The sequence below is a fragment of the Mesorhizobium sp. B2-8-9 genome, from assembly GCF_006439475.1.
Taxonomy (GTDB): domain Bacteria; phylum Pseudomonadota; class Alphaproteobacteria; order Rhizobiales; family Rhizobiaceae; genus Mesorhizobium.
This window is the reverse complement of sequence record NZ_VFTQ01000028.1, coordinates 55229-72055: the sequence shown is the minus strand read 5'-3', so window position 1 is coordinate 72055 and position 16827 is coordinate 55229. Positions and strand designations below refer to the sequence as shown.

Annotated in this window: 15 protein-coding genes; 6 read left to right on the top strand and 9 right to left on the bottom strand. The window is 64.7% G+C overall.

The genetic code is table 11. The features are described 5' to 3' along the window. The first annotated feature begins 18 nt into the window (after positions 1–18). Together FJ423_RS26430 and FJ423_RS26425 are read left to right on the top strand one after the other, a co-directional pair. Positions 19–948 (top strand): electron transfer flavoprotein subunit alpha/FixB family protein, encoded by a 930-nt coding sequence (locus tag FJ423_RS26430; RefSeq protein ID WP_140845909.1) that lies wholly within the window; start codon positions 19–21, stop codon positions 946–948. Positions 949–1148: 200 nt separating this feature from the next. Continuing rightward, positions 1149–2027 (top strand): 3-hydroxybutyryl-CoA dehydrogenase, encoded by an 879-nt coding sequence (locus FJ423_RS26425; protein ID WP_140632869.1) that lies wholly within the window; start codon positions 1149–1151, stop codon positions 2025–2027. A 30-nt stretch (positions 2028–2057) separates the two neighbouring features. Here the strand turns inward: FJ423_RS26425 and FJ423_RS26420 are convergent, their stop codons facing one another. The 3 genes from FJ423_RS26420 to FJ423_RS26410 form a co-directional block, all read right to left on the bottom strand. Then, entirely contained in the window at positions 2058–3956 is a 1899-nt protein-coding gene (locus FJ423_RS26420; protein ID WP_246680312.1) for a PAS domain S-box protein, read from the bottom strand. A gap of 243 nt (positions 3957–4199) precedes the next feature. Then, a complete protein-coding gene (locus FJ423_RS26415; protein WP_095767490.1) occupies positions 4200–4838 on the bottom strand; it encodes an NrsF family protein in 639 nt (212 codons plus the stop codon). After that, complete coding sequence (locus FJ423_RS26410) at positions 4835–5377, bottom strand: sigma-70 family RNA polymerase sigma factor (RefSeq protein WP_095767489.1); 543 nt, start codon at positions 5375–5377, stop codon at positions 4835–4837. The genes FJ423_RS26415 and FJ423_RS26410 overlap by 4 nt, the downstream gene beginning before the upstream one ends. Before the next feature lie 202 nt (positions 5378–5579). Between FJ423_RS26410 and FJ423_RS26405 the strand changes: the two genes are divergently transcribed. The 3 genes from FJ423_RS26405 (at position 5580) to FJ423_RS26395 (ending at position 9412) form a co-directional block, all read left to right on the top strand. Then, positions 5580–6584, top strand: a complete 1005-nt coding sequence (locus tag FJ423_RS26405) for an iron ABC transporter substrate-binding protein (protein WP_140845908.1) — start codon at positions 5580–5582, stop codon at positions 6582–6584. 174 nt (positions 6585–6758) lie between these two features. Then, positions 6759–8333, top strand: coding sequence for an iron ABC transporter permease (locus FJ423_RS26400; protein ID WP_140845907.1), 1575 nt, complete (start codon positions 6759–6761; stop codon positions 8331–8333). Next, on the top strand, positions 8330–9412 hold the full coding sequence (locus FJ423_RS26395) for an ABC transporter ATP-binding protein (RefSeq protein ID WP_140845906.1): 1083 nt from the start codon (positions 8330–8332) through the stop codon (positions 9410–9412). Before FJ423_RS26400 ends, FJ423_RS26395 begins: the two co-directional genes overlap by 4 nt. A 150-nt stretch (positions 9413–9562) precedes the next feature. On the opposite strand, the gene FJ423_RS26390 is transcribed toward FJ423_RS26395, so the two are convergent. The 5 genes from FJ423_RS26390 to FJ423_RS26370 all read right to left on the bottom strand — a co-directional run bounded on the left by FJ423_RS26390 (position 9563) and on the right by FJ423_RS26370 (position 14849). Further along, positions 9563–10360, bottom strand: coding sequence for a phosphodiesterase (locus FJ423_RS26390; RefSeq protein ID WP_140845905.1), 798 nt, complete (start codon positions 10358–10360; stop codon positions 9563–9565). Between the two features lie 48 nt (positions 10361–10408). Further along, positions 10409–11509, bottom strand: a complete 1101-nt coding sequence (gene ugpC, locus FJ423_RS26385) for a sn-glycerol-3-phosphate ABC transporter ATP-binding protein UgpC (protein ID WP_140845904.1) — start codon at positions 11507–11509, stop codon at positions 10409–10411. 11 nt (positions 11510–11520) lie between these two features. Further along, on the bottom strand, positions 11521–12435 hold the full coding sequence (locus tag FJ423_RS26380) for an ABC transporter permease subunit (protein ID WP_095767483.1): 915 nt from the start codon (positions 12433–12435) through the stop codon (positions 11521–11523). Between the two features lie 8 nt (positions 12436–12443). After that, complete coding sequence (locus tag FJ423_RS26375) at positions 12444–13328, bottom strand: ABC transporter permease subunit (protein ID WP_140845903.1); 885 nt, start codon at positions 13326–13328, stop codon at positions 12444–12446. A gap of 168 nt (positions 13329–13496) precedes the next feature. Continuing rightward, the gene (locus FJ423_RS26370; protein ID WP_140845902.1) at positions 13497–14849 is read right to left on the bottom strand and encodes an extracellular solute-binding protein; all 1353 of its coding nucleotides are present in this window, start codon (positions 14847–14849) and stop codon (positions 13497–13499) included. Between the two features lie 239 nt (positions 14850–15088). Between FJ423_RS26370 and FJ423_RS26365 the strand changes: the two genes are divergently transcribed. Then, positions 15089–16129 (top strand): endonuclease/exonuclease/phosphatase family protein, encoded by a 1041-nt coding sequence (locus FJ423_RS26365; RefSeq protein ID WP_140845901.1) that lies wholly within the window; start codon positions 15089–15091, stop codon positions 16127–16129. Positions 16130–16138: 9 nt separating this feature from the next. Here FJ423_RS26365 and FJ423_RS26360 read toward each other — a convergent pair whose 3' ends face one another. Further along, a complete protein-coding gene (locus FJ423_RS26360) occupies positions 16139–16822 on the bottom strand; it encodes a TlpA disulfide reductase family protein (protein WP_140845900.1) in 684 nt (227 codons plus the stop codon). Positions 16823–16827: the final 5 nt, after the last annotated feature.

The following is a 16827-nucleotide window of genomic DNA, read 5'->3' as shown; positions in this document are numbered from 1 at the left end:
CGGGAAAGGACAAAGAAAATGGCAATTCTCCTCATCGCCGAACACGACAACGCAAGTCTTTCCGACCAGACCGCCAAGGCGCTGTCGGCCGCCCTCCAGATCGGCTCCGATGTCGATGTGCTGGTGGCCGGCAAGGGCGCCAAGGGCGCGGCTGATGCCGCCGCCAAGCTGAAGGGTGTGCGCAAGGTGATGCTGGCCGAGGCCGACGAGCTTGCCGAGCGTCTCGCCGAGCCGACGGCGGCGCTGGTCGTTTCGCTCGCCGGCTCCTATGACGCGATCGTCGCGCCCGCCACCTCGTCGGGCAAGAACATCGCGCCGCGCGTGGCGGCACTCCTCGACGTCGCTCAGGTGTCCGAGATCATCGAGGTTGTCTCGCCCGACACCTTCAAGCGGCCGATTTATGCCGGCAACGCCATCCAGACCGTGCAGTCGACCGACGCCAAGAAGGTCATCACGGTGCGCACCGCGTCCTTCGCGGCGGCGCCCGAAGGCGGCTCGGCCGCGGTCGAGACGGTCGGCGCCGCTGCCAATCCAGGCCTCTCCTCCTTCATCGAGAACAAGCTCTCCGAGAACGACCGTCCGGAGCTGACCTCGGCCAAGATCATCATCTCGGGCGGCCGCGCGCTTGGTTCCTCGGAGAAGTTCCAGGAAGTCATCCTGCCGGTCGCCGACAAGCTCGGCGCCGCGGTCGGCGCCTCGCGCGCCGCAGTCGACGCCGGCTATGCACCGAACGACTGGCAGGTCGGCCAGACCGGCAAGGTGGTCGCGCCCGATCTCTACATCGCCGTCGGCATCTCCGGCGCCATCCAGCACCTGGCCGGCATGAAGGACTCGAAGGTCATCGTCGCCATCAACAAGGACGAGGAAGCCCCGATCTTCCAGGTCGCCGATTATGGCCTGGTCGGCGATCTCTTCGTCATCCTGCCGGAGCTGCAAAAGGCGCTTTGACGCCACCGGTTCTGGCATATTAAAATCGGAAGGGTGGGGTAGACGAAGTCGCCCCGCCCTTTTAGTTTGCACTGCACAAAAAGCGGGCCATCAAGGCCTGAAGCCAATCCGGCGGTTTTGCGTCCGGATTGCAGGAAATGAACAACAGGAGCGTTTCCGCGCTTCAAGACGCGGAAGATGCTCCGGACGGGATCGGGGTCATGAGCAAGATCGAGACGATCGGCATTGTCGGCGCGGGTCAGATGGGTGGCGGTATCGCCCATGTCTCGGCGCTGGGCGGCTACAAGGTCCTGATCCACGACGTGTCGCCCGACCGTATCGAGAAGGGCATCGCCACCATCAGCGGCAACATGGCGCGCCAGGTCGGTTCCGGCAAGCTCGAGGAGAAGGCGCGCAACGAAGCAATGGCGCGTATTTCCGCCGCCCCGACCATGGCCGATCTCGCCGCCGCCGATCTGGTGATCGAAGCGGCGACCGAGGATGAGACGGTGAAGCGCAAGATCTACGCGCAGCTTTGCCCGCAGCTCAACCCGGAAGCGATCCTGGCGACAAACACCTCGTCGATCTCGATCACCCGGCTTGCCGCGCAGACTGACCGGCCGGAACGCTTCATCGGCATTCATTTCATGAACCCGGTGCCGGTGATGAAGCTGGTCGAGCTGGTGCGCGGCATCGCCACCGAGGACCAGACCTTCGAGGCCGCCAAGAGCTATGTGAAGCACCTCGACAAGACGATCACCGTTTCCGAGGATTTCCCGGCCTTCATCGTCAACCGCATCCTTTTGCCGATGATCAACGAGGCGATCTACACGCTCTATGAGGGCGTCGGCACAGTCGACGCCATCGATACCGCCATGCGGCTCGGCGCCAACCACCCGATGGGACCGCTGCAGCTTGCCGACTTCATCGGCCTCGACACCTGCCTGTCGATCATGCAGGTGCTGCATGAGGGCTTGTCGGATTCGAAATACCGCCCCTGCCCGCTGCTGGTGAAATATGTCGAGGCCGGCTGGCTCGGCCGCAAGACCGGCCGCGGCTTCTACGACTATCGCGGCGACCATCCGGTGCCGACGCGCTGATCTTCCCCGGCTGAACCCTTTCGAAACGGCTCAGGACGCCGCGGCGAGCGGCGGAAGTGGCACGCCGCCGTTCGAAATTTCGCCTGTCGAAACTTCGTCGGGCGCGGCGGAAACGCAGCCGCGCCCGGCCGCCTTGGCGGCATAGCAGGCGGCGTCGGCGCGGGCGATGATCTCGTCCACTTCGCCGCAACCGGCGCGGATCGGCGCAAGCCCGATGCTGGCGCCGATCGAATGCGGGCGCCCGTCCCAGCTGAAATCGAGATTGCCGATGGCGTCGATGATCGAGCGCGCCGCGATCGGCCCGCACGCCGCGGCGCCCGATTTGAGGACGACGGCGAACTCGTCGCCGCCAAGCCGCGCGACGATGTCTTCCGGGCCAAGCACATTGCGCAGGGCGTCGGCCACGCGCTTGAGCAGCGCATCGCCCGCGGCATGGCCGCCGGTGTCGTTGACCGCCTTGAAGTGATCGAGATCGACGAACATGAACTGATGCTCACCGCCATTGAGGCGGCACTGGTCAACGAGATCTTCCATGATGCGGATGAAGCTCGAGCGATTGGCGAGCCCGGTCAGCGCGTCGTGGGCGGCGGCGTAGGCCAGCTGGCGCTGCAGGGCGCGCGCGTCGCTGAAATCCTGGAAGACGATAACGAGGCCGCAGAACTCGTCGCGGTCGTTCATGATCGGCGACACCACCTGGCGGATGCTGCAGCGCGTGTCGTCGCGCCGGACAAGCACAGCGCGCGTGTTCTGGTCGCAGTGCGGCTGCTCGCTCGCGGAAGGGCGCGAGAGCCCGACTTTCTGCCCGCTTTCCTCGTCGACCGCCCAGTAGACATGGCCGAGCAGCTTGCCCAGGGCCTCGCCGACCACGACGCCGGTGAGTTTTTCCGCGACCGGATTCATAAAGGTGATGCGGTTGGCGGCATCGGTGCAGATCACCGCATCGCCGATCGACTGCAACGTCACCCTGAGACGCTCTTTCTCGTCGGCCAGCATGGCCGCCGAAACCATCAGCCGCGCCTCGGCCTCCTTGCGTTCCGTGATATCGGTCAGGCTGCCGATTGCCCGGATCAGCCGGCCCTCGCCATCGCGCTCGATCGCCTTGCCGCGGTCGAGAATCCAGACCCAGCGGCCGTCCTTGTGCCGCATCCGGAACTCGGCCTCGAAAAAGGGCGTCTCGCCGGCAAGGTGCGCGCGATCCGCCTCGGCGACGCGTTCCTGGTCGTCGGGATGGATCATGGCCAGCCAGCGATCGGGGTCGCCGTCGAGCTCGCCATCGGCATAGCCCAGCATCTTCACCCAGGTTTCGGAATAGGTGGTGCCGCCCTTGCGCATATCGAGGCTCCAGATACCCTGTCCGGCACTGGTGAGCGCGAAATTCCACCGGTCTTCTGCCTCGGCGATGCGCGCCTCGGCCTGCTTGCGCGCATCGATGTCCTCGATCTGCGACACCAGATAGAGCGGACGACCTGTCTCCTCTTCACGGATGACCGAGCCGGCGAGCTGCGCCCAGACCGGGGTGCCGTCCTTGCGCAGATACCGCTTCTCGAAATGGAAGGAGTGGATCTTGCCTTCCTTCAGGCTCGTCATCGTGTCGCGGCCGATCTGCAGATCGTCGGGATGCGTGATCTGGAAGAAGGTCAGCGCCTCGATTTCCGAGCGTGTGTAGCCGAGCATGTCGGCAAAGGCAGGATTGGCCTGAAGGATGCGGCCATCGAGGCCGACAATGGCGACGCCAATCGCCGAATCCTCCATGGCCCGACGGAAGCGTTGCTCGCTCTCGGCAATCTGCCGGCGGTCGTCGATGATCTTGCGGATGGACAGCGCGGAGACAAACAGCGTGACGGCCGTGACGGCGACGGATATCTGCAGGCAGACCTTCAACGCGTCCGTGCCGAGTTCCAGCGCCGGCAACAGGACCGATGCGGTCAAGGCAACGAGCCCGGCTGCCATCAAGACGGGCACGGCGCGCTTGCCGGCCCGCGGACCTTTCCAACTCAACCACGCCACAATGCGATCCCACCCAATGCGCGACTGCGCGTTGCCACAACTCTGGCGGATCGATTTTAAGGAATGGTTGCACGAGCGGCAGCGGCTGCTCCGATAACCGGCAAACAATTGCCGGTATGATTAAGGTACTGTTTCAAAACTGTGCCGAAGGATCGGTGTCTAATCCTACCAGCGGACGAAAAACCGTCCGCCTAGCGCGCCGAGCGCGGTCAGGAAGGCGATCGCGACCGTATACCAGGTGGCGACGAAGAGGGGCGAATCATCGAAGCAATGCGCGGCGTAGAAGGTCGCCGCGAGCCCGCCGGCGAGCAGGCCGGCCACCGCGCCCGCCAACACCGGCCGCGTCGGCGCGCCATAGCGCAGCATGCCGAGGAAGATAGCCAGCGGGCCGATGCCGATCAGCGGGATGAAGCTCATGCAGATCATCATGTTCGAGCCGATAAGCCGCTTGCCCCAATCGGCCTCGGGCACGACGAAAAGCTCGAGAACCACCGCCAGCACCACCAGAAGCGGCGCGGCGATCATCCAGGCCGTCGCCCGCCTGGTCGAGGCGCCCGGCATCGACAGCGCGCGGATCAGCGCGAAGGCACTGGCGGCGAGCGTCAGCGTGAACACGAATTTGGACATGAAGCGCATCGTGTGCATGGCCGGCATGATGTCGGGACGCGGCCCGATGGTCGCAAAGAAGACCATCGCCGCGATCGCCATGGCCACGCCGACCGCCAGCCACCAGGCCCTGTCCATCGGCATCGCCTCGTCGCGGGCATCGGCGTCGAGCGCCTTGATGAGATCCTCTGTCCTCATGTCGCTGTTCGTCCAAATCTTTTGGCGATCGCGGCCAGGCCGCGATGCAGCGACACGCGCACCGCCGTCTCGCTGATGCCGAGCTTGCTCGCCGTCTCGCCGATCGAATGGCCATCGACCGAGATCGATGCCACCACGGAGCGTTGCGCCGGCGGCAGGCCGTCTAGCGCCCGGTTGATGTCGCGCTCGCTCACCGTTTCCGCCTCCGGCTCGGCGAAGGTTTCGGCGATCTCGTCGATCTCGACCTCGATGCGCCGCCCGCGCCGGCGGAACGCATCGATCAGCTTGAAGCGGGCGATCGCATAGACCCAGGGCAGCACCGGCGCATCAGGCCGCCAGGTGTGGCGTTTGACATGAATGGCCAGCAAGGTTTCCTGCACGACATCCTCGGGATCGACCCCGCCCTGAACGATCTTGCGCCGGACAAAGCCGCGAACGAGGGCGGCGATCCCGTGCAGAAAGTCGGCATACGCCCTTTCGTCTCCCGCGATGGCGGCCCTGAGCAGCCGGGAAAGCTCGGCCTCGTCCTTGCCGGTCACAAGAGTTTACCCCCAATGTTCGCGTCTCGGCCCTGGTTTGTTACGTGGCCGGCGAAATAATGTCCAAGCCAAACTGCCGCAAAATCACGAAAGTTTGCGAACGGCGACCGATTGAAGCAGGATCACAATGTTGACTATAACAATCATGTATTGATAGGTGCAGCCGTGCCCAAACCCCTGTCTCGAAGTGAGGACGATGCCTATGAAAATTGCCCTTTCCACGCTTGCCGGCGCCGCGTTGGCGCTCGGCCTGATCGCCGGCCCGGCCAAGGCCGAGGATCAAGGCATTATCGTCTACAATGCCCAGCATGAGAGCCTCGCCAAGGAATGGGCAGCGGGCTTCACCAAGGAAACCGGCATCAAGGTCACGCTGCGCAACGGCGGCGACAGCGACTTCTCCAACCAGATCGTCGCCGAGGGAGCGGCCTCGCCGGCAGACGTGTTCCTGACTGAGAATTCGCCGGCAATGGCGCTGGTCGAAGCCGCCGGACTGTTCGCGCCGGTCGACGCCGATACGCTGGCGCAGGTTCCGCAGGAATACCAGCCGTCGACTGGCAAATGGGTCGGCGTTGCCGCCCGCAGCACCGTCTTTGCCTATAACAAGGCCAAGCTGAAGGAAGACCAGTTGCCGAAGTCGCTGCTCGATCTTGCCGATCCGAGCTGGAAGGGCCGCTGGGCCGCCTCGCCGTCCGGCCCCGACTTCCAGGCCATCGTCAGTGCCCTGCTGGAGCTCAAGGGCGAGGCCGCTACCGCCGACTGGCTGAAGGCGATGAAGGAGAATTTCACCGCCTACAAGGGCAACTCGACAGTGATGAAGGCGGTCAATGCCGGCGAGATCGATGGCGGCGTGATCTACCACTATTACTATTTCGGCGATCAGGCCAAGACCGGCGAGAACAGCGGGAATATCGGCCTTCACTATTTCAAGAACCAGGATCCGGGCGCCTTCGTTTCGGTGTCGGGCGGCGGCGTGCTGGCTTCCAGCAGGCATCCGAAGGAAGCCCAGGCATTCCTGAAGTGGGTGACCGGCAAGGGCGGCCAGGACGTGCTGAAGACCGGAACGTCCTATGAATATGCGATCGGCAAGGATGCCCAATCCAACCCAAAGCTGGTGCCGCTGGCCAATCTGCAGGCGCCGAAAGTCGATCCGGCGAGATTGAATTCCAAGAAGGTCATCGACCTGATGACGCAAGCCGGCTTGCTTTAGTTCGCGTTCGTCCTAAAAGGGCAACGACCGTGCTCCCGCGGGAATTTGCCTTCCGCGGGAGCGTTTTTGTTTGGAGATCGCTTCGTCGATGACAGTCGACTGCGCTTCGACCCGCCTGAGTGGCACATCGGACCGCTTCCGCCGGCAGGCGGAGGCGACCCAGCGGCCTGCCTGATGCAATCGGCGATCGACATGACGCCGGCAAGACTGGCTGCGGCCCGGATGAAGGAGCGCCGGCCCACATCATGGATCACGCTCGCCGCGGCTCTTATCTCGCTCATCGCGCTGCTGCCGCTCGCCTTCATCGTCTGGGTCGCGATCCAGACCGGCTGGGACACCGTGGTGGCGCTGATCTTCCGCCCGCGCGTCGGCGAATTGCTGGTCAACACCGTGCTCCTGGTGGTCGTCACGGTGCCGATCGCCATCGTGCTGTCGGTGGCGCTGGCCTGGCTTACAGAGCGCAGCGACCTGCCCGGCAATCGCTGGTGGTCGTGGCTTTCGGTCGCGCCGCTCGCTATCCCCGCTTTCGTGCACTCCTATGCCTGGATCAGCTTCGTTCCGGGCCTGCATGGGCTGTGGGCCGGCGTGCTGGTCTCCGTAATCGCCTATTTCCCATTCCTTTACCTGCCGATCGCCGCCGCGCTGCGCCGCCTCGATCCGGCGCTGGAGGATGCGGCCGCGGCGCTCGGTCTTGACCCGTGGCGGGTCTTCGCGCGCGTCGTGCTGCCGCAGCTCAGGCTCGCCATCTGCGGCGGCTCGCTGCTGGTCGGCCTGCATCTCTTGGCCGAATACGGCCTCTATGTCTTCATCCGTTTCGACACCTTCACCACCGCGATCGTCGACCAGTTCCAGTCGACCTTCAACGGTCCGGCGGCCAACATGCTGGCCGCCGTTCTGGTGGTCTGCTGCCTCTTCCTGCTCGCCCTCGAGGTGATGATACGCGGCGAGGAGCGCTATGCCCGCGTCGGTTCCGGCGCCGCGCGCAAGCAGCAGCGCGCTCGCCTCGGCCGCGCCACCCTGCCATGCCTGCTTTTGCCGGCCGGCGTCGCGCTGCTGTCGCTCGGCGTGCCCTTCGTCACGGTCAGCCGCTGGCTGATCGCCGGGGGCACGGAAGTCTGGCGCTGGGACGAGATCGGCCTGGCGCTCGGCCAGACGCTGTTCCTCGCCATCGCCGGCGCGGTGCTTGCAACGGTTGCCGCCATGCCCATGGCCTGGATTTCGATCCGCGCGCCGGGGCCGCTGCAGCGTTTGCTTGAGAGCTGCAACTACATCGTCGGCGCGTTGCCGGGCGTGGTCATCGCGCTGGCGCTGGTGACCATCACCGTGCGCGTCGCGCTGCCGCTCTACCAGACGCTGTTCACCATCCTGTTCGGTTACGCGCTGATGTTCCTGCCGCGCGCGCTGATAAGCCTGCGCGCCTCGATCGCGCAGGCGCCGGTGGAGCTGGAGCGCGCCGCCTCCAGCCTTGGCCGTCCGCCGGTCAAGGCGCTGTGGTCGACGACCATCCGCCTTTCGGCGCCGGGCGCCGCGGCCGGCATGGCGATGGTGGCGCTCGGCATCACCAACGAGCTCACCGCCACCCAGATGCTGGCGCCCAACGGCACCCGCACGCTGGCGATGGCCTTCTGGTCCTATAGCGGCGAGATCGACTACGCCTCCGCCGCCCCCTACGCGCTGATCATGGTGGCGATGTCATTGCCGATGACCTGGTGGCTCTACATCCAGTCGAAGCGGATGGCCGGACGATGAGCTTTCTCGAACTCAGCGGCGTCGCGAAAAGCTACGGCCCGGTGACGGCGCTCGCCGGCGTCGACCTTGCGGTGGAAAGCGGCAGCCGCACCGCGATCGTCGGGCCTTCCGGCTGCGGCAAGACCACCTTACTCAGGCTGATCGCCGGTTTCGAGGCGCCGGACCGCGGCCGCATCGCACTCGACGGCAAGGTGCTCGCCAACGGCGGCGCGGCCGTGCCCGCGCATCGCCGCGGCATCGGCGTGGTGGCCCAGGACGGCGCCCTGTTCCCGCATCTCACCATCGCCGACAATATCGGCTTCGGCATCCCGCGGAATGCCGACAAGCGAGCCGAGCATATCGTCGAGCTCGCCTACATCGTCGGGCTGGACAAGGCGATCCTGAAGCGCCGGCCGCACGAGCTTTCCGGCGGCCAGCAGCAGCGCGTGGCGCTTGCCCGCGCCATGGCGATGAAGCCCCGGCTGATGCTGCTTGACGAACCGTTCTCGGCGCTCGACACCGGGCTTCGCGCTTCGATGCGCAAGGCGGTGGCCGAGCTTCTGGAGGAGGCGGGCATCACCACCATCCTGGTCACGCACGATCAGGCCGAGGCGCTGTCCTTCGCCAGCCAGGTGGCGGTGATGCGCGAAGGGCTGTTCTCGCAGGTCGGCACGCCGCGAGAGCTCTATTTCCGACCCAGGGACAGGATGGTCGCCGAGTTCCTCGGCGACGCCATCATCGTGCCGGCCAGGATCGCGGACGGCTTCGCCGTATCGCGGCTCGGCCGCATTGCCGTCGACACGAAGGGACGGCGCGATGTCGCCCGCATCATGCTGCGGCCCGAGCAGATCCTACTCAAACGGACCTCGCGCGAAGGCATGTCGGGCACACCCGACATGCTGTTCGGCGAAGTGACGGACTGCGAGTTCGCTGGTTCGGTCTGCACCGTCGCGGTGCGGCTGCTCAACAGCCCGGACCCGCCCGATGCGGCCGCCATCGGCAACACGCCGCTGATCCTGCGCAGGACAGGCATGGACGCGCCGGAGATCGGCGAGATCGTGCGCTTGACCGTCACCGGCAAGGCGCATGTCTTTGCTTAGGTCGGGGTTGAGGCGTGTCGATATTCAGGTCAGGCCGAGCCGAAAACGGCGGGTTTCGAGAACCGGAGCGGAGCGTACTTGAAGTACGTGAGCACCGGAAGCGCAGGAAACCGCCGTTTGCAGGCCGGCGTCACCTGATATCGGCATGCCTCAGCGCACGCGCTGCCCAGTTGCAGGCGACCACAACGGCCATTGCTCCAGGAAATCAACGCTGTGGATGACCACGCGCTGCCCATCGATCAGGATAATCGAATAGGCGGGCGGCGCCTGCTCGACCACTTCGTCGCCGACCAGGTCAAGCATGAACCGGGCATGCAGGCCGCGCTGCACCGAGAACGGAATGCCGGCGACGGTGCCGGCGATGTCGCGATGGACATGGCCGAAGAAGATGTAGCGGACATTGCCGTGGCGGGTCAGCACGTCGATGAGCCGCTTCGGCTGTTCGAGGCCGAGCGGGTCGAGCAGAGTGAGGCCAAGCTCGACGGGTGGATGATGCAGGAAAATATAAGCCGCCTTGCCTGCCGCCTCGCCAAGCCGTGCGTCGAGCCATGCAAGCCGGTTGTCGCACAACTCGCCGGTGACGCGACCCTCCGCCATGCTGTCGAGAAAAACGAGTCGCCCTTCCGGCGTGTCGAGCACCGACTGCACGAAGCCGTTGCCGTCCGTCCCGTTATCCGGAAAGGCGGCGATCAGATTGGCACGCCGGTCATGGTTTCCAGGCAGCAGCTGGTAAGGCACAGTGAGCCGGCTCAGCGCCGATTTCAAATCGGCATAGCTCTCGGCTTCGCCGTCGTCGGCCAGATCGCCGGTGAAGATGCAGAGCGCCGCATCTCCATGCCGAGCATTGATATGGTCTATGCAGCGATCGAGCCGCTCGTTCAGATCCGCGCCATAGCGTATCTGGCGCCGACGATCGAGATGGACGTCGGTGACCTGGATGATCTTCATTCCGTGAACCCTCAGATAATTTGCAAAGTCAGCCTTGCAAGGCCCGCCTTACAGCACCGGTTCCGGCACCGAGGCCTTGAACACGTCCAGCCTGCCGCCCGTCTCCGAGGAGAAGAAGTGCAGGTCCGCTTCGGCGAACTGCAGGCCGATCGTGCTGCCCGGTTCGGAGTGAACGGTCTCCGACGTCACGACAGAGAACGGCGCGCCGTCGAGATCGACATAGACGACGCGGCCGGCGCCCAATTCCTCGATGAGGTCGACGGTCGCCGCGAGCGCTCCCGGCGTGCCCGGCGCCACCATGCGCACCGCCTCCGGCCGGATACCGACCGCGACTTTCGCGCCCACGGGAACGCCCGTGCGCGACACGTTGAGCTTGCGGCTGCCGCCGAGCAATGACAGCCCGTCGAGCGTGACGGTGCCTTCGAGCATGTTCATCGCCGGCGCACCGACGAAGGTGGCGACGAAGCGGCTGGCCGGCCGGCTATAGACTTCCGCCGGTGTGCCGACCTGCTCGACACGGCCGCCATTCATCACCACCAGCCGGTCGGCCAACGTCATCGCCTCGACCTGGTCGTGCGTGACGAAGACGGAGGTGGCGCTGAGGCGCCGGTGCAGCTTGCGGATCTCGGAGCGCATCTGCACGCGCAGCTTGGCATCGAGGTTTGAGAGCGGCTCGTCGAAGAGGAACACCTTCGGCTCGCGGATCATGGCGCGGCCCATGGCGACGCGCTGGCGCTGGCCGCCGGACAGCGCCATCGGCTTGCGGTCGAGCAGGTGCTCCAGTTCCAGGACGCGCGCCACCGCCTGGACGCGCTGGGCGCGTTCGGCCGACGGAACGCCGGCCACCTTCAGCGAATAGCCGATGTTCTGCGCCACGCTCATATGCGGGTAGAGCGCGTAGTTCTGGAACACCATGGCGCAGCCGCGCTCGCGCGGCTCGAGCTTGTTGACCACCGTGCCGTCGATCGCGATCGTGCCGTCGGAAATCTCTTCCAGCCCGGCGATCATTCTGAGCAGCGTGGACTTGCCGCAACCGGACGGCCCGAGGATGACGACGAATTCGCCCGAAGCGAAGTCGAGGTCGACGCCATGCACGACCTGCGTCTTGGCGTAGTTCTTCTTGACGCCGCGAATGGCGATGGAGGCCATTTTCCGTCTCCCTATTTTTCGGTGGCGATCAGGCCGCGCACGAACCAGCGCTGCATCAGCACCACGACGATCAGCGGCGGCAGCATGACGATCAGCGTGCCGGCCATGGCGATATGCCATTCGGGCGCGCCGCCGACATTGGGGATGAGCTGCTTCAGCTCTGTCACCGCCATCGCATGCGACTGGTCGGTGGTGATAAGCAACGGCCACAGATACTGGTTCCAGGCCCACAGGAACATGATGGTGCCGAGCGCCGCCATGTTGTTGCGCGATAGCGGCAGCAGGATATCGACGAAGAAGCGCAGCGCACCGGCGCCGTCCATGCGCGCCGCCTCGGTCAACTCATCCGGCACGGTCAGGAAGAACTGGCGGTAGAGGAAGGTGCCGGTGGCGGTGGCGACCAGCGGCAGGATCAGGCCGCTATAGGAATTGAGCAGTCCCAGGCTGAGCGAAACCTGCACGCCCGAGACCTTTTCGATCAGCCAGGAGAGGCCGGTCAGGTCCATGATCGCCTGATAGGGCTCGAGCACGTTGGCGACCACCGCGTAGGTCGGCACGATGCGCACCTCGAGCGGCAGCATCAGCGTGATGAAGATCAGCCAGAACATCAGCATGCGGCCGGGATAACGGAAATAGACGATCGAGAAGGCGGTCAGCGCCGAGATGATGACTTTCCCGGCGGCCACGCCAAACGCCATGATGAAGGAGTTGAGAAGCTTCGGACCGAGGTCGGCGGTCGTCCAGGCCGTCCTGATGTTGACCCAGAAATCGCTACCCGGCAGCAGCGACATCGGCACGTCGTTGACGTCCTTTAGATTATGCGAGGCGGCGATCGCTACGATGACGAACGGCGCCACGCAGAATACGAAGCCGACGAACAGGATCAGATGCGTGAAGAAATTGAGGATCGGGGTGCGCTCGACCATGGCCCGCCTCAACGATAATGCACGCGCCGCTCGATGAAGCGGAACTGGACGATGGTGAGCGCGATGATGAGCATCATCAAGATGATGCTCTGCGCGGCGGCGCCCGAATAATCGAGGCCTTTGAAGCCGTCGGAATAGATCTTGTAGACCATCAGATTGGTGGCGTTGGCCGGTCCGCCTGCGGTCATGATGTCGACGATGCCGAAGGAATCCTGGAAGCTCTCGGTGATGTTGATGACCAGCAGGAAGAAGATGGTCGGCGTGATCAGCGGAAACTGGATATCCCAGAAGCGCCGGATGACGCCGGAGCCGTCCATCGCCGCCGCCTCGATCAGCGAGCGCGGAATCGCCTGGAAGGCGGCGAGGAAGAAGATGAAATTATAGCCGACATATTTCCACGAGAAGGCGATGATGATCGAGGCCATGGCGTCGGCGCCGTCAAGTCCAGGGTCCCAGAAGCCGGGCCAGACCTGGTTGACCACGGCCATGAAGCCGGCTTCCGGTGCCAGGATGAAGCGAAACGCCAGCGCCAGCGCCGGTGCGGCGATGCCGTAGGGCCAGATCAGCACCACGCGGTAAAGCCATGAGCCGGCAAGCTGGCGGTCGGTCAAGGCGGCGAGCACCAGCGCGATTGTCATCGCAAGTCCCGTGCTGATCCCGGCGAAGATCATGCTGGCGGTGATCGAGTCCCAGTAGCTGGCGTTGGACAGGATCGAGCGGAAATTGTCGAGCCCGACCCAGATATTGCCGCCGCCCCAGGGCTGCTGCAGCGTCAGCGACCAGTACACGGCCTGCCCGGCCGGCCAGTAGAAGAAGGTGAAGATCAGAATTAGCTGCGGCACCGCGAACAGGATGCCGATCGTCCATTTGCTGAAAGTGACGCGTTTTTCCATCGATCCGCCGATGTCGTTGAACCGCCAACCCGCTCGCGCGGCACAAGACTAAGGTATGTCTCCCGAAAGTGGGAACCGGTTTCGGGAGACAAAGACATGCCCAAATCAAAATCCATATGAAATGGCCGCCCGTCGATGCTCGGCGGGCGGCCGTTCCAGTATCCGGGATCAGGGCAGGGTCTTACCCGGATAGGTCTGCTGGAAGCGCTCGAGGATCGCGTCGCCATTCTTGACCAGCGCATCGAGGCCTTCCTGCACGCTGACCTTGTTGGCGAAGATCGCCTGCATCTGCGTGCCGAACTCGGCGCGGATCTGGGTGAAGTTGCCGAGGCGGATGCCGCGGGTGATCTCGGTCGGCTCCGACGCGGTCAGGCTGGCGATCGCCACTTCGCGGCCCTTATAGGGCGCCTTGTCGTAGAAGCCGTTGGACTTCATGAAATCGAAGCCCGACTTCGTCACCGGGATGTAGCCGGTGTTGGTCGACCAGAACAAAGCGGTCTTGGGGTCGTGGATGAAGTTGAGGAACGCTGCCGCGCCCTTGTATTCGGCGTCCGACTTGCCCGACAGCACCCACAGCGAAGCGCCGCCGACCAGCGAGTTCTTGCGCTCGGTGCCGGCATAGACCGGGAGCTCGGCCACGTCCCATTTCATGCCTTCCTTCTGAGTGCGGCCTACCGTGCCATGATCGCCGACCGAGGTCAGGATGAGCTGGCAGGTGCCGGTGGCGAAGGCCTGAACCATGTCCTGGCCGAGGTCCTTGGACTTGATCTTGACCAGACTGGAATCATACCACTTCTTGAGATCGGTGACGTACTGGACGAACTTGGTCTTGTTGACTTCCAGACGCGCGTCGAGACCGTCATAGCCATTGTTCTTGGTGGCGATCGGCTGGTTGTGCAGTGCCGAGAACTGCTCCATCAATTGCCAGCTTTCATTGGCCGAGATGTTGATCGCCATCGGGCAATCATAGCCGGCGTCCTTCAGCGCCTTGAGGTCGGCGGCGACGTCTTCCCATGTCTTCGGCGCCTCGGTCTTGCCGATCTTGGCGAAGGCGTCCTTGTTCCAGTACATCAGCGGCGTCGACGAGTTGAACGGGAAGGACAGCATCTCGCCCTTCGACGTCGCGTAGTAGCGGGCGATGCCTGGGAAATAGTCGCTATAGTCGATCTTGTAGCCGTTCTCCTCCATCAGCTTGTCGGCGGGCTTGTAGGCGCCCGACAGCATCATGGTGGCGGTGCCGACGTCATAGACCTGGACGACGGTGGGCTGCTTGCCGGCGCGGAAGGCGGCGATCGTGTTCTGCAGGGTGGCGTCGTAATTGCCCTGGCTGGTGCAGACGACCTGATAGTCCTTCTGGGAATCGTTAAAGTTCTTGCACAGCGTATCGACGACGCGGGCGAGATCGCCCGAAAGACCGAACCAGAAGTCGAATTTGACCGGCTCCGCAAATGCAGGAATCGCAAGCGCGGTGCTGAGCGCGCCGGCGGCAAGGGCGGCAAAGCCCCGCTTGATGATCGTCATGGTTTTTCCCTCTTGAGTGGCAGTGTGACAAGGTTTTGCGCAAGTCCTTGCCCGCTCTCATAGAGAAGGTATGTGACAGTTCTGTTGTGGCCCTGAGGCCCTATGGACAGCCAGTCTCTCCTCCCCTGGCAGCGGTCGCGCCGGCATGAAAACGTCACATCGGCGCTCTAGGAAGCTAGGGCGCTGCGAAGCGTCGAAAAGGCCTCCGTGATTAACCGGCTAACTGGATGAGAAGAGACATGCTGGTCCCGCAGCTCACGCACGTGCCTGTCGCCGTCCGCAACGCCATGCGCGACGGACCGCGCGACAGCGCCACCCATCTGCGCCACGCGGCCGCCGTTCCCGCCCTCGGCGAGATCGAGATCGGCGGCAAGGCATCGCGCGAGAGCGCCGGCGAAAGCCTGACCGTCATGGCGTGGAACGTCGAGCGGCTGCGTCATGTCGATGCCATCGCTGCTACGATCGCCGGCCGGGCGCCGCACGTCGTGCTGCTGTCCGAAGTCGACAAGGGCATGGCGCGCTCCGGCAACGGTCATCTTTTGCGCCAGCTTGCCGATCGTCTAGGCCATTCCTATGCCTATGGCGTCGAGTTCCTCGAACTCGGCACCGGCAATGAGGCGGAGCAAGCGGCAAATGGCGGCGCCGAGAACGTTGAGGGCTTCCATGGCAACGCCATAACCAGCGCCGTCCCGCTGCTGCGGCCTTTCCTCGTTCGGCTGGATGCGGCCGGCGCCTGGTTCCTGCCGGAGCACGGCCAGCCGCGCATCGGCGGCCGCATGGCGCTTGGCGGCCAGGTGATGGTGGGCGAGCGCCGAGTCACCGTCGTCTCGGTGCATCTCGAGAACCGTACGACGCCTGCCGGCCGTGCCGACCAGACGCGCCACCTCCTCGACGCCATCGACAGGTATGACGCGGAAGCGCCGGTCCTGATCGGCGGCGACTTCAACACGCTGACCGCAACCTATGAAGAGCGTCACGCCGATCCGGCCGCATGGCAGGCGCGCATCGACGCCGAACCGGACCGGCTGATGTGCCCCGACCGCCACGAGCCCCTCTTCGCCGTCATGGCCGGGCGTGGCTACGATTGGCGCGACGCCAATGCGTTCGACAGGCCGACGCAGCGGCGCCCGGCGGGCGACAGAACGCCCACCGGCCATATCGACTGGTTCTTCACCCGCGGCCTTGCGGCAAGCGCACCGGAGACACTGCCGGCGGTGTTGCCGGACGGCAGTCCGAGCGCCGACCACGAGGCGCTGGTGGTTACGGCGCGGGTAAGATAGCGGCCACGATCAGGGCTCGAGCGCCGCTTCCACCAGCCGCTTGGCGTCGGGGCTCGACCATTCGGCCGGGCCGTTCATATGCGCGATCAGGCAGCCTTCGCCATCGATCAGCATGGTCACGGGAAGCCCGAGCGCCAGCCCGCGCGTCTTCGCCTCATTGAACAGGGCGATCGTCGGGTCCCGGTAGAAGCCGAGCGTCTCGACGCCGATTTCCTTGAGGAACTTCTTCGGCTTCGTATCGTCGCCGGTGTCGACATTGACCGCGATCACCTCGAAGTCCTTGCCGCCCTTCTCCTTCTGCAGCGCGTCGAGCGCCGGCATCTCGGCGCGGCACGGCGCGCACCATGTCGCCCACAGATTGAGCAGCACGGTCTTGCTGGCATAGTCGGCAATTGTCATTGGCTTGCCGTCGGGGCCGTTGAAGGCCAAGCTCTTCAGCGATTGCGGCGGATCGGCCGGCTGCAGCGCCGCGACCTGGCCGACGGCCTTGGCGGCGACCTGCTTGGCGCGGGCGGCCTTTGGCGCGCAGGCGGCATCGTCCTTGCCGGCGACCGCGACGGCCTTCTCGGGAGCGTTGTTGCCAGAACCGCTCTCGCTGACATATACCGCGACCGCGCCGGCCAGCACGCCCGCCACCAAAGCGGCGAGGATGAGGCGCGTAGTCGGAAAAAACAATCTCTTGCCGTCTGCCATTTTCA

Coding starts and splice junctions, on each gene's coding strand:
- FJ423_RS26395 (WP_140845906.1), top strand. CDS start 8,330: ATGAGCTTTCTCGAACTCAGCGGCGTCGCGAAAAGCTACGGCCCGGTG.
- FJ423_RS26400 (WP_140845907.1), top strand. CDS start 6,759: ATGCAATCGGCGATCGACATGACGCCGGCAAGACTGGCTGCGGCCCGG.
- FJ423_RS26425 (WP_140632869.1), top strand. CDS start 1,149: ATGAGCAAGATCGAGACGATCGGCATTGTCGGCGCGGGTCAGATGGGT.
- FJ423_RS26360 (WP_140845900.1), bottom strand. CDS start 16,822: ATGGCAGACGGCAAGAGATTGTTTTTTCCGACTACGCGCCTCATCCTC.
- FJ423_RS26380 (WP_095767483.1), bottom strand. CDS start 12,435: ATGGTCGAGCGCACCCCGATCCTCAATTTCTTCACGCATCTGATCCTG.
- FJ423_RS26405 (WP_140845908.1), top strand. CDS start 5,580: ATGAAAATTGCCCTTTCCACGCTTGCCGGCGCCGCGTTGGCGCTCGGC.
- FJ423_RS26365 (WP_140845901.1), top strand. CDS start 15,089: ATGCTGGTCCCGCAGCTCACGCACGTGCCTGTCGCCGTCCGCAACGCC.
- FJ423_RS26390 (WP_140845905.1), bottom strand. CDS start 10,360: ATGAAGATCATCCAGGTCACCGACGTCCATCTCGATCGTCGGCGCCAG.
- FJ423_RS26370 (WP_140845902.1), bottom strand. CDS start 14,849: ATGACGATCATCAAGCGGGGCTTTGCCGCCCTTGCCGCCGGCGCGCTC.
- FJ423_RS26415 (WP_095767490.1), bottom strand. CDS start 4,838: ATGAGGACAGAGGATCTCATCAAGGCGCTCGACGCCGATGCCCGCGAC.
- FJ423_RS26375 (WP_140845903.1), bottom strand. CDS start 13,328: ATGGAAAAACGCGTCACTTTCAGCAAATGGACGATCGGCATCCTGTTC.
- FJ423_RS26430 (WP_140845909.1), top strand. CDS start 19: ATGGCAATTCTCCTCATCGCCGAACACGACAACGCAAGTCTTTCCGAC.
- ugpC (WP_140845904.1), bottom strand. CDS start 11,509: ATGGCCTCCATCGCCATTCGCGGCGTCAAGAAGAACTACGCCAAGACG.